This window comes from Acuticoccus kandeliae (genome assembly GCF_003073115.1).
Genome location: NZ_QBBV01000001.1, coordinates 1740861 through 1753411 on the forward strand (window position 1 = coordinate 1740861; position 12551 = coordinate 1753411).

At 69.3% G+C, this 12551-nt stretch carries 7 protein-coding genes; 6 read left to right on the forward strand and 1 reads right to left on the reverse strand.

Going from position 1 to position 12551, the window contains the following annotated elements; translation table 11 throughout:
• Positions 1-56 precede the first annotated feature (56 nt).
• Both DBV35_RS07960 and DBV35_RS07965 read left to right on the forward strand, forming a co-directional pair.
• Positions 57-1943, forward strand: coding sequence for a heavy metal translocating P-type ATPase (locus DBV35_RS07960; RefSeq protein ID WP_108659635.1), 1887 nt, complete (start codon positions 57-59; stop codon positions 1941-1943).
• Between the two features lie 277 nt (positions 1944-2220).
• Positions 2221-9156, forward strand: a complete 6936-nt coding sequence (locus tag DBV35_RS07965; RefSeq protein WP_108659636.1) for an autotransporter outer membrane beta-barrel domain-containing protein — start codon at positions 2221-2223, stop codon at positions 9154-9156.
• Between the two features lie 50 nt (positions 9157-9206).
• Here DBV35_RS07965 and DBV35_RS07970 read toward each other — a convergent pair whose 3' ends face one another.
• Positions 9207-10328, reverse strand: coding sequence for an HPP family protein (locus DBV35_RS07970; RefSeq protein WP_211099941.1), 1122 nt, complete (start codon positions 10326-10328; stop codon positions 9207-9209).
• Between the two features lie 434 nt (positions 10329-10762).
• Between DBV35_RS07970 and DBV35_RS07975 the strand changes: the two genes are divergently transcribed.
• The 4 genes from DBV35_RS07975 (at position 10763) to DBV35_RS31020 (ending at position 12202) form a co-directional block, all read left to right on the forward strand.
• Positions 10763-10984 carry a hypothetical protein gene (locus DBV35_RS07975; protein ID WP_157961629.1) on the forward strand — a complete coding sequence of 74 codons (222 nt, stop codon included), beginning with the start codon at positions 10763-10765 and terminating at the stop codon, positions 10982-10984.
• 2 nt (positions 10985-10986) lie between these two features.
• Positions 10987-11778, forward strand: a complete 792-nt coding sequence (locus tag DBV35_RS07980) for a diguanylate cyclase domain-containing protein (protein ID WP_108659639.1) — start codon at positions 10987-10989, stop codon at positions 11776-11778.
• A 93-nt stretch (positions 11779-11871) separates the two neighbouring features.
• Positions 11872-12027, forward strand: a complete 156-nt coding sequence (locus tag DBV35_RS31015; RefSeq protein WP_245943871.1) for a hypothetical protein — start codon at positions 11872-11874, stop codon at positions 12025-12027.
• Positions 12028-12049: 22 nt separating this feature from the next.
• On the forward strand, positions 12050-12202 hold the full coding sequence (locus DBV35_RS31020; protein WP_245943872.1) for a hypothetical protein: 153 nt from the start codon (positions 12050-12052) through the stop codon (positions 12200-12202).
• The last annotated feature ends 349 nt before the right edge of the window (positions 12203-12551 follow it).

Sequence of the window (12551 nt, forward strand, 5' to 3'; positions counted from 1 at the left end):
CGCCTGTCTTCCGAAGGGCGCGCTTCAATCGTCCCTGCCGGGAGGAAGTGAGCGGCATGGACCAGGGCATCACCGATCGCCTCAAGACGGCAATCCTGCTGATGGCGCTCGCCGGCCTCGTCACGGGCCTCGTGCTCCATTTCGCCGGCCAGGCCGCGCTCGCCAACCTCGCCTGGACGGCCGGTGTCGTCCCCGCCCTCATCGCCCTCGTCGTGGAGATCCTGCGCAGCATCGGGCGGGGCGAAGTGGGGCTCGACATCGTCGCCGCGCTCTCGATGACGGCGGCGTTGGTGTTCGGCGAAACCCTCGCGGCGGCCGTCGTCGCGGTGATGTATTCGGGCGGAACGTTCCTGGAGAGCTTCGCCGAGGGCCGCGCCCGGCGCGAGATGCACGACCTCCTGTCCCGCGTCCCGCGCACGGCGACCCGCTACCGGAATGGCGGCCTGGAGGACGTGCCCCTCGACGATATCGCGCCCGGAGACCGGCTCCTCATTCGGCAAGGCGATGTGGTGCCGGTGGACGGCACCGTGGCGTCCGACGCGGCCTTCCTCGACACCTCGGCGCTCACCGGCGAGTCGCTGCCCGTGCGCCTCACGCGCGGGGCCGACGCCATGAGCGGCTCGACCAATGCCGGCGAGGTCTTCGACCTCACCGCCGTGCGCCGCGCGAAGGAGAGTACCTATGCCGGGATCGTCCGGCTCGTCGAGGCGGCGCAGCGGTCGAAGGCGCCGATGTCCCGCCTCGCGGACCGCTGGTCGCTGGGCTTCCTCGCCGTCACGGTGATTATCGCGTTCGCGGCCTGGTGGTTCACCAACGATCCGATCCGCGCCGTCGCCGTGCTGGTGGTGGCGACACCGTGCCCGCTGATCCTCGCCGTGCCCGTGGCGCTGGTCGCGGGCCTCTCCCGCGCCGCCCATTTCGGCGTCCTCATCAAGGGGGCGGGTCCGCTCGAGACGATGGCGCGCATCCGCACGCTGATCCTCGACAAGACGGGGACGCTGACCGACGGCCGCCCGCAGATCGTCTCGATCGACAGCCGCAACGGCATGGACGAGAACGATATCCTGCGCTTCGCCGCAGCGCTCGACCAGGCCTCCAAGCACCCGGTGGCACAGGCGAGCGTCGCGGCGGCGAAGGCGCGTGGCCTCGCGCTGCCCGTTCCCTCCGATGTGACGGAAATTCCGGGCGAAGGCGTCATCGGATGCGTCGACGGCCGCCGGATCATCGTCGGCGGCAACGGGTTTGTCGCGGGCCGCGTCGGAACGCCATCCGCCGACGATCTCGCCGTCGCCGCGGGATCCGTGGTCGTCGCGGTGGCGGTCGATGGCCGGATGGCGGGCCGTCTCGTGATGAGCGATCCGCTGCGGGAGGGGGCCGGCGCGATGCTCGACGGGCTGCGCCGCGAGGGCGTCGAGCGCATCCTGCTCGCGACCGGCGACCGCGCGGATGTGGCGGAGCGCGTGACGGAGGGGCTCGGCCTCAACGGTGTGCGCGCCGGCCTGACGCCGGACCAGAAGGTCCTCCTGGTCCTCACCGAGCGCAAGAACGGCCCGGTCATGATGGTGGGCGATGGGGTGAACGACGCCCCCGCGCTCGCCGCGGCCGACGTGGGCGTCGCGATGGGCGCGCGGGGGGCGGCTGCCTCGGCCGAAGCCGCCGATGTCGTGCTCCTCGTCGACCGCGTGGACCGGCTGGTGCCGGGCATCGAGATCGCACGCGCCGCGCGACGGATCGCCGTCGAAAGCGTCGTGGCGGGGATCGGTCTCTCCGTCCTCGGGATGATCGCGGCCGCCTTCGGCTATCTGACGCCGGTGGAGGGCGCGCTCCTCCAGGAGGCGATCGACGTCGCCGTGATCCTCAACGCGCTGCGCGCCCTGCAGATCAAACCCCGCGAGATCGCCGCGCCGAAGACGCAGCCTGGCACGCTCGCAATCGCCGAGTGACCCGTGCCATGAACGCGGCGAGCCAGTAATTCCTACACGCACTATTTTGCAAAAGTTGCGCAAAGAGCGCGGAAAATTGCCGTGGCGCATGCGTTACAGGCACCGTCAGATCCGATATCCGGCAGCGCATCGAGGCCCTGTTTCCGGTTGATAAATGCAGGACACCTCCGCCTAGCTGAGCGTCGGCACATGACCTTCGAAGCATCTGTGCCATCCGGTCGGGCGTAAGGGGCGTTGCCGCATGGGACGAAAGGGCGTGGGGCGGGCGACGGTCCGGATGGGCGATCAAGCCACTCACCGCCATCGCCTGCGCAAGGCGAAGATCGTGACGTCGACGCTCCTGCTGCAATCGACGGCCCTCGTCGGATCGTTGGTTGGGATACCGGGCGCGCTCTATTCGCGAGCCTACGCCCAGGCCAAATGCAGCCCCTCGGTCAGCGCCTATGTGCTGGACGCCGGCGGCAAGCGGCAAGCATCCGACACCACCATCCCCCAGCAGACTTTCACCTGCACGATCACGTCGGACGCAACAGTGACGACGCCGCAATATGTCTATGGCGGCCCGTACATGTTCTACGAAAACCCACCGACGACGCAGGTCTTCGTCGGGAGGGATAGCGAGGGCTACGACGTCTATAGAGGCTATGTCGGCGCGGCATCGCCCCAGCCAGGTCTGAACATCGCGGTCGACAACCAGGCCGAGATCCACGTCTCGACCGCGGCCACGACGGGATCGATCCTCGCCCCCGGAACGTCGACGGGCAGTCTTCCCCTCGCGGCGACGTCCCAAGCGCACGGGATCGGCGTGGTGTCGCGTGGGAGCCGCAATTTCTACCGGAAATATGTCAGCGGTCCGAGCGGCACCATCCCCGGAAATGGCGGCAATGCTGGCGCGATCACGATCACGAACACGGCCGATGTGACGAGCGAGGTCGGAGCCGGGATCTACGCGCTCTCGCGTGGCGGCGACGGCCTCTACGCTTATGCGGGCGGCCATGCCGGTGCGGTGTCCATCACCACAAGCGGCACGGTGCGGGGGGCCAGGGCGGGCGTCGTCGGCATCAGCCAGGGCGGTGTCGCCACGGGCTCGGCCGGGGTGGGTGGCGACGAGACGAAGGCCGGTTCGGGCGGGGCGGTGACCGTGACGGTCTATGCGCCGGTCTATGCCACGCAAAGCGGGCCGGCCGTCCTCGCCGCATCCTATGGCGGCAACCGCACGCGGGCGAAAAGCAGCCTCCGGGAGTTCAAGGACCTTGCCCGTTCCCAGACGATGGAGGCGGGGGCCGGCGGTGATGCCGGGACGACGACGCTCAGGGTGGGCTCGTCTGAGAGCGCCTTTTCCGGGACGATCTCCACCGTCTCGTCCGGCATCGTCACAACGGGTAGCCCGGCGCGGGCTTCCGGTGCCGCGATCGCCGCGACCAGTATCGGCGGCGACGGCATCCCGGTCCTCAAAGATCTCGAATACGAAACCTACTATTCGGGCGGCGATGCGGGGACCGTCACCCTCACCGTGAACGCGACGTCGGACGCGCGGTTCGCCACCAAAGGGGACGATTCGACGGCGGTCATCGCGCAGAGCGCGGGTGGGAGAAGCCGCACGGCTCGATATTATAGCCGGGGCAACACCTATGTCGGCGGTGACGGCGCTGACACGAAGGTCACCCTGACCGGGGGCGGGACCATCGACACCGCCGGCGCGTATTCGAGCGGGCTCGTCGCCCAGTCGCTGGGTGGGGCGGGTCAGTCGACATTTGCCGGCACCTATGGAAAGGCCGGCAAGGCCGCAACGGTAACGGTGACGAACGACTTTTCGATCACCACGCAAGGGGACCGTTCGCACGGGATCGTCGCACAATCCGCCGCGGCCGCATTCGGATACGGGATCTACAATTTCGACGGCACGGACAAGATCGTCTGGGGCGACGCGAACACCAGTTCCACCGGCAGCGACGACGTGACGGTCACCAACCACGGTGCCATCATTGTCTACGGGGTCGATTCCCACGGGATCGTCGCGCAGTCCATCGGCGGCGGCGGCGGTATTCTCACCTCGACCGCCCCGCTCGCCGCCTACGGCAGCAGCGGGTTCGACGCGAACGGCCAGCAACAGGTCGGCGGGGCGTCGAAGAAGGCCGGCGGCGCAACGGTCAACGTCTACAATTATGCCAACGTCGCCACCTATGGCGGCTACAGCAAGGATGCGGCCTCGCGCGATCCCGCCGACGCGGTGAAGCTCGGCGGCGGGATCGCGATCCTCGCCCAGTCGATCGGCGGTGGCGGCGGCATCAACACCGGCGAAGGCGCGTCCGGGCGGATCGGCGGGGCCGGTGGCAGTTCGGCCGGCGGGGACGTCACCGTCCTCAACACGGCGATTTTGACCACCACCGGGTCGGAGGCGCACGGGATCGTGGCGCAATCGATCGGGGGTGGCGGCGGCGTCGGGCGCAACCGGTCGGCGGCTTTCATGGCCGTCGGCGGCAGCGGCGGGCCTGGTGCGGTCGGCGGCTCCGTCGAGGTCGATCACGAGGGCGAGATCCACGTCAGCGGGGATTTCGCCGCGGGCATCGTGGTGCAATCGATCGGCGGCGGGGGTGGGATCGGGGGCAAGGCCTCGTCCATCGGCCTGGTTTTCGACGATGCGATCGGCGGGAGCGGCGGCGCCGGCGGCGGCGGCGGCGACGCGGCGGTCAAAACCGGGTCTGACAGCGAGATCCGGACCAGCGGCCTCAACGCGGTTGGACTACATGTGCAGTCGATCGGCGGCGGAGGAGGCTCCGGCGGTGCCGCCAGCTCGACCGCCTTCAACGTGCCGTTCCCCTTTTCGTTTTCGATCGCGACCGGCGGGAGTGGTGGGAACGGTGGCGACGGCAGCCTCGCGTCCGCCATCCACAATGGCGAACTCGGCACCAGCGGAACCGATTCGACCGGTATTCTGGTCCAGTCCATTGGCGGGGGTGGCGGCACCGGCGGCGGCTCGTCGGCGGATGCGCTCGCGCTCAGCATCCCGTATGACGAAGAGCTCGACGCGTTCAATCTCACCTTCTCCTTCTCCCACGGCGGCACCGGTGGCACCGCCGGCCATGGCGGCGAGGCGGTCGCAAGGCTCTGCAAGGGCGCCATCGTCAAGACGACGGGTGATGGCGCGCTTGGGGTGCACGTGCAGTCGATCGGGGGCGGCGGTGGCGCGGGCGGCGATTCGACGGCGGCATCCACCACCTTTTCCTTCGGCGAGGCGGTGGAGGACTTCAAGAATCTGGTGCTGCCCAAGGGACCACCGAAGTCCGGTTCCGGCGGGGACGATCCCGGCGACGACGACAAAGACAAGGACCCCTCGAACATCTCCCTCAACCTCGATGTCGCGCTGGGTGGCGATGGCGGCGGCGGGGGAAATGGCGCCTACGCGCACGCGCAAATTCGCGGCGACGTCTCGACCGGTGGCGCCTTCGCGACAGGCGTCCTCGTGCAGTCGATCGGCGGCGGCGGCGGTCACGCCGGGTCGGGCGAATCCCAGGCGAAGTCGGACGGCAGCAACTCCTTCACGCTTGGCGTGAGTATCGGCGGCACGGGTGGCGTCGGCGGCGCGGGCGGGAAGGCCGTGTCGGGCGTCTTTGCCGGCGCCTCCATCGTCACCACCGGGACGGGTTCTCGCGGGCTCGTGATCCAGTCGGTCGGTGGCGGCGGCGGCATGAGCGGGGGTGGCGGAGGCGACGTGGATGCCACCACGGCGCTGTCGATCGGGCTCGGCCGCACGGGCGGGGCCGGAGGCGACGGCGGCGCGGCCTTCGGCTGGAATGACGGCACCATTTCGACCTCGGGGGACTTCTCGGACGGTCTCGTCGTCCAGTCGATCGGCGGTGGTGGCGGTGTCGGCGGATCGGGCACGTCCTCGGTCAGCCACGAGTTCGAGTTCAAGCGCAAATTCCCCAAGGACGGCGACGACAATTCGGTCATCGACGACCCGGCCAACCGGTCCATGTCGATGGGCGTGTCGCTGGGGATGACGGCCGCGAGTGGCGGGGGGATCGGCGGCAACGGCGGCGCCGTCGTGGTCGGACAGGCGCCCAACAAGAACAAGTTCACGTCGGGCACGACGACGACCTACGGCGCGTTCTCCCACGGCATCCTGGCCCAATCGATCGGCGGTGGCGGCGGGGTCGCCGGCAGTTCCTCCAATCAGGGCGCCGAGGAGGACGATAACGGCGTCCCGGACCTCTCGAAGCTCTCCGTCAGCTTCGGGACGATCAAGGTCGGCGCCTCGAATGGCGGTGGCGGCGCGGGCGGCAGCGTGACCGTCTACGCGAACACGGTGACGACCCACGGCTACGCGTCCCTTGGCGTCGTGGCCCAGTCGATCGGCGGCGGCGGCGGCTTCGGCGTGTCGTCGGGCTTTGCGCTCAAGTCGATCGACGTCACCCTCGGTTCGTCGTCCACCGGGCCGAGCGCCAGCCTGGCAGGCACGGTCACCGTCATGACGGCCGCGGACCAGGCGATCACCACTTACGGGGATGCGGCGCACGGGATCGTCGCGCAGTCGATCGGCGGCGGCGGCGGGATCGCCGCCTCGGCGCTCGGCACGACGACGCGCGTGAACGACGACAGCATCGCCGACGTCATCACCGTGACGCTCGGAAGTTCGGCGCCCGCCGGGAGCGGGCTACTGGATGGCGGCGACGTTTCGATCACCCACGCGGGGACGATCTCCACCTCAGGCCTCAGGGCGGCCGGCATCATCGCCCAATCGATCGGTGGCGGCGGCGGCCTGATGATCTCGTCGGATGCCAGCTTCAAGAGGGTCAGCGATCAGTCGATCCCGGTCGATGTGGTCGACGATCAATCGGCCGCCTCCAGCGGCGATGTCACGATTGATCTGGTCGATGGCGCGTCGATCGTGACGAGCGGCGACGGGGGCGTCGGCATCATCGCGCAGGCAATCGCCGGCGGCGGTGGCCTGGCCGGTGACCTCAACCAGCGGATCGTCGCCGGCTATACCGACGTGATCTATGAGAGCTACAACGACACGGCGACCAGGCACGGCGTGCAGGGCAACATCACCGTGTCCGTCGCCGAGGGCGCGTCGATCACCACGTCGGGCGACCATGCGCACGGCATCCTCGCCCAGTCCGTCGGCGGCACCGGACGGATCGGCAAGGCGGCCACCACAAGCTCATACCTCGTCGCGACGTCGTCGCGGCGCAACGCGATCTACGCGCCGCCGAGCACCGGGATCGAGGTGACCGTGGACGGATCGGTGACGGTCGGCGCCGACACGGCCTGGGGTGTGTGGGCGCATGTCCAGAAGACCAGCATCAACGTCACCGTCGGCGAGAAGGGCGTGCTCAGCGGGTCGACTTCGTCCGCCTATGCGGGCGGCGCCATCTACACCGCGACCGATGCGATCGGCACCGTGACGATCACCAATCACGGCACGATCATCGGCAATATCGGCGCGTCGCGCGCCGGCGTTCGCGGCAACGACACCAATGGCGGGACGGCGAGCGCGGCCGCAGGGCACCGCGGAAGACCCGTCTTGTCGAGCGAGCCGGGCACGTCGGTGCTGCGCAATGAGGGGACCGGCACCGTCGTCACGGGCGCCGTCGTCGGGCTGTCGAGCGTCCTCAACGCGGGCACGATCGATGTCGGCGGGACCGGGAACACCGTGAGGACGATTTTCGCCGGGGACCTTGTCGGCGTCGGAACCGCCGATCTCGGGTCGGCCTTCGACGTCGGCGATCTCGCCATGGCGCGCGCGTTCACGCCCCTCTCGCACCATAGCGAGCGTGGCGTTCGGAACTGGCGGACCGAAACGGCGAGCCGCGGCGGCCTCATCACCGGCCTCGACATCGACATGCGGGCGGGCACGAACGATCGGCTGGTTGTGCGGGGTGACTTCGCCGGCACCTGGGGCGTCGACATCAACCCCACCTCCCTCCTGCCGAACGTTCGCGCCGACATCATCAAGGTCGGGGGTGCCGACACGTCGAGCGTCACCATCCTGTCCTCGCTCATCTTCTCGTTCGCGGAACCCGCCGCCTCCCGCGCAAGGTGGAAGGGGGTCGAGATCGACACGGCGCGGTTCGATGGCGGCGTCGATCTCGGACGGAGCGCGGCCGAGGTCGCGAGAGGGCTGCAAGGGGCGTGGGAGGGGCTGGAGCGCGGTGCGGTGAGTGCCGTCGCGTTCGCGCGCGAGGAGATCGCGATCGGCGAGGTCTTCGCCGCCTTCCATAGCGCGACCCCCGAAACGCTCGAGGACATGCTGCGCCCCCTCGCTTCGCAGATCACGCTCGCCCCGTCCGCAGCCGCCCCGCAAAAGGCGATCGCCACCGCGAACGGCGTGCTCTCGTGTCCGGCCTTCTCCACAGGCGTGATGCTGGAGGAGGGCGAATGCGTCTGGGGTGGTTTCCTCGGCAGCTACGCCGACCAGGGCGCGCGCTCCGGTGGAGTGGACTATGACGTCTCGACGACCGGGTTCGAGGCCGGTGGGCAGACGATGCTCACCGACGGTTGGTATCTGGGCGGGAGCCTCGGCTACGAGGCGTCGTGGTACCGGAACGGAACGGGGAACGAATCCCTCGACACCCAGGCCGTCTCCGGTGCTGCGGCCCTCAAGCGGGAGGCCGGGCCCTGGCTCTTCGCGCTCGCCGCGGGCGGCGGGTACACGTGGGGGGATTCGAAGCGCCACGTGCGCCTGGGGACCCTGTCGGACATCGCCGAGGCCGAGCCGAAATCGGCGTTCGCCTTCGGCCGTGCGCACGTCTCCTACGAGGTGCCGCTCGATGAGCGCTTCTATATCCGGCCGATGCTCGACCTCGACCTGATCGCGGTGCACCAGGAGGGGTATCGCGAGTCCGGCGCCGGTGCGTTGAACCTCATCGTCGATGACGCGAGCTCGATGATTTTCGCGATCACGCCCGGCCTGGAAGTCGGCGCACGGTCTGACGTGACGGAGGGCTTGCCGCTGCGTGCCTATGCCGGGTTCGGCGTCTCGTTCCTCTCCGAGGATGAGTGGGCGAGCGAGGCCCGCTTCGGCGGCATCTCCGACATGGACGAATTCACGACGACCATGCCGATCAGCGACACCGTGGCCCGCATCAGCGCCGGGCTGGACCTGCAGCAGGTGGAGGGGCTGGAGCTGAAACTCCAGTATGACGGGGTCTTCGCTGACCGCTACCAGTCCCACGGCGGCTCGCTGCGCCTCGGCTATCGCTTCTGAACCCTCGGCCGCGCGGCGCGCGACACCCCCGATCCGATGGGCACATAGTCTTAGGCGGCGACGCGCTCGGCCGACCCTCTCAGGAGCAGGGCGATGACGTCCGAGCGGGTGATGATGCCCGCAAGCTGCTCGCCGCGCATGACCGGCGCGATCTGCACCGCTTGCGTCGCCAGGCGATTGAGGAGGGCGCCGACCGGGGTGTCCTCCGTCACGACCATCGCAGGGGTGCGCATCGCGTCCTCGGCGAGGAGGTCGCGCAGCGGCGCCTTGAGACGCCGGCGGTTCGGCGAGCGCTTCATGCTGTGACCCAGGGTCAGCGCCTCGATGAGGTCGGACTGGAGGAGGATGCCGAGCATCCGGCCGTCCCGATCGACCACCGGGAGGCTTTTGATCGCATGCTTCTGGAAGAGCCACGCGGCCCGCGTGAGCGGGGTGTCCGCGGCGACCGTGATGAGCCGCGTCGTCATGAGGTCGCTGCAGAGCGTCCCGTCGAAGCGATGGGCGGCCGCCTCGTGCTCCGCCGCGGCGAGCAGGCGCGCAAGGTCTGCGACGCCGAGATTGGCCGCCTGGTTGAAGCGGCCGAGAAGGTCGCGCAGCTCCGCCGTGGAGAGGCCGAGCCGCCGCTCCGCCTCCGGCTGCGCCTCGGGCTGGCGGAACGGATAGACGCGCCCGGTGAGGCGATTGTAGGCGACGGCCGAGAGCACCAGGAGCGCTGTCGTCGCCCCCACCGGGACGAGCGCGAAGGCGAGGCCGATCTCGCGCACCGTCTCGGCCTCGATCACGGTGAGGAGCGCGACGGCGCCTCCGGGCGGATGCAGCGAGCGCGTCACCATCATGGCGGCGATCGCGGCGCCCACCGCGACCCCGGCATCCCAGGGGGACGGCACGAGGTGGAGGACACCGATCGCGACGACCGCGGAGATGGTGTTGCCGACGATCGCCGACCACGGCTGCGCGAGGGGACTGTTCGGCACCGCGAACAGGAGCACCGCCGAGGCGCCGAGCGGCGCGACGAGGAACCACCCCTCCCGCATGAAGTGGACGCAGGCGACACAGACGAGAAGGCCAAGGCATGCGCCGATCGCGGCGCGCCGCGCTTCGAAGGGGGAGGGGCCGGGCATCGCCGGCAGCAGGGCTCGACGCACCGTCGAGAGGGGGCGTGGTTCGCTCATCGGGCCAATCGTCCACGGTCAGGTGACCGGCGGCATGCACCCGGCGGCGGTGAAAGGCAAATGCTGACGTGCAACGGTGGGTCCATGCGGCGGGAAGTCTGGCACCATCGGCCGCGGACCGCCGCCGATGGTGGGCGGCGGGGGCCCGCCGCGGCGCTGCCGCCTCGCGTCGAGGCCGGTGCGAACCCTCTCCTCCTGGCGCTTCAATGTGCGCGAGACGGCTTGGCCAACTGCACACCCGAAGACGGCACGGATTCTGCGACGTGGCAGCGGTGGTCGTGTGCATCGGCCGTCGCTCGGCGACCGGTCGCAGACCCGCGTCGTCGGGATGACGCGCTGGGGAGGTTGGACGCCACCTCATCCACCCGTAAAAGTGCCGCCGGGCCGATCCGCACACAATGTCGGGTCGGACAAGGGGGCGGGAGACGCGGGCGATGAGTGAATGCGGGTGCGGCGCGGTCTGGGCGGTTCGCTGCAAGCAGGGCGCCTGTCGGCACTGGTTCTCGACCGGCATCGCTGTCGACGCGGCCGCGCTCGTTCCGCCTGAGACGGTGACGGCGACCTGCCCGGTCTGCGCGGCACAAGGCACTTGGACCGCGGACGAGATCGCCGCGCGCGACCCGTCGGCGCTGTCAGAGGCGCGGGCAGGGCAATAGGGATGGCCGAGCGTCTCGAAGCGGGGCTCCGCCGCCTCCTGCCGAAGCGCGCCGACCTCGGCGCCATCATCGCGCTCGTCCTGGTGCTCGTCGCCCTCGGGCTCGTCTTCGTCGAGTATGACATCCTCACCCAAATCGGGGAGAGCCCGACCGACGCGCTGTGGCTCGAGATCGAGGAGGCCTTCGCGCTGAGCGCGATCCTCGTCATCGGCCTCTTCGTCATCTCGAACCGCCGCGCGCGCCAGGCCCGCCGCGAGTTGGAGCGGCGGCTTGCGGCCGAAGTGGAGGCGCGCAAGGCGCTGGAGCTCGCGATGCTCGACCCGCTCACCGGGCTCGCCAACCGCCGCCACTTCGACGACATCTTCCACGCCGCCGCGCACAACAGCACCGACGACCGCCACGCCCTCCTGCTGCTCGACCTCAACGGGTTCAAGACGGTCAACGACGCCTTCGGCCATCCCGAGGGCGACGCGGTGCTGAAGATCGTCTCCGCCCGGCTCAAGCGCGCGCTGAAAGGCGACGATTTCGTCTCGCGCGTTGGCGGCGACGAGTTCTCGATCGTGGCGTTCGACCTCGGCGACGCGGCCGCGGCGGAGGCCCTTGCCCTGCATTTGATGGAGGTGATCGCGGCGCCGATCGAGATCGGTGACCGGCGGCACGAGATCACGGTCAGCATCGGCTTCACCATGTTCCCCGAGCGGGGCGTGGTGCCGGCGGACATCTATCGCAGGGCCGACGCGGCGCTCTACAGGGCGAAGGCGAACAAGGGAGAAGGCCGCCCCGTCCAAGGGTGAGGATGACCCGCATGATGCGAGCCGTCGCGACGAGCCAAGAACACGTCTTTCAGCATCACCGCCGAGGTCGAGATCAAGGACGGCGCGTCCGGCATGATCTTCACGCCGGGTTGCAACAATGGCGGCTGGGCGTTCTACCTAGAGGGTGTGCTGAAGGCGGCGCACAACTATCTCGACGTCGATGCCGATCCATGTGAAATCGCGGCTTCTGCTCAAAACAAGAAAAGTCATCAGATTGAGATCTTGTGAAACAGCGCAGCCCGCGCCGAGAGTGTCGGCAGCGGTCGTGACGATGGGGATCGTGGTCGTGCCGGCCATCGCCGCCTCGGTGACGATGGTGCCGGGCGTGCGGATAATGTCGACGTCCGCCGCGACGAGCTCGGCGACGAGCGCCGGCAGCCGCTCCGGATGTTCATCGGCGTAAAGGGCAAGTATCTCGAAGTTTTCGCCCTCGAGATAACCGAGGGCAGCAAGACCTTAGATCAGACCCAGACGAGGTGAGTCGTCCGTTCCGCGGCGGCCCTGCCAAAGAAATCCGATCCGGCGGCCGCGCCCGGACTGCGCTTTCGCAGGTGAGGCCAGACCGAGGAGTGCGATCAGCTTCAGGACGTCGCGCCGCAGCAACATGACTATCCGATCCAGCAGAGCCGACCGGCATCATCTCCCTGAGGGTGATTTTTGGCAATCGGTTGCGGAAGACGGGAGGCGGCGCGGCCGTCGGGCCGCTCGGAGATGAAGCCGCGCGATGACCGGGGCCGCGCAACCACGTTCCA

Bases quoted from the DNA above. Each gene is read 5' to 3' on its own strand.
- DBV35_RS07980 (WP_108659639.1), top strand. From the start codon at position 10,987: ATGGCCGAGCGTCTCGAAGCGGGGCTCCGCCGCCTCCTGCCGAAGCGC.
- DBV35_RS07975 (WP_157961629.1), top strand. From the start codon at position 10,763: ATGAGTGAATGCGGGTGCGGCGCGGTCTGGGCGGTTCGCTGCAAGCAG.
- DBV35_RS07970 (WP_211099941.1), bottom strand. From the start codon at position 10,328: ATGAGCGAACCACGCCCCCTCTCGACGGTGCGTCGAGCCCTGCTGCCG.
- DBV35_RS31015 (WP_245943871.1), top strand. From the start codon at position 11,872: ATGATCTTCACGCCGGGTTGCAACAATGGCGGCTGGGCGTTCTACCTA.
- DBV35_RS07965 (WP_108659636.1), top strand. From the start codon at position 2,221: ATGGGCGATCAAGCCACTCACCGCCATCGCCTGCGCAAGGCGAAGATC.
- DBV35_RS07960 (WP_108659635.1), top strand. From the start codon at position 57: ATGGACCAGGGCATCACCGATCGCCTCAAGACGGCAATCCTGCTGATG.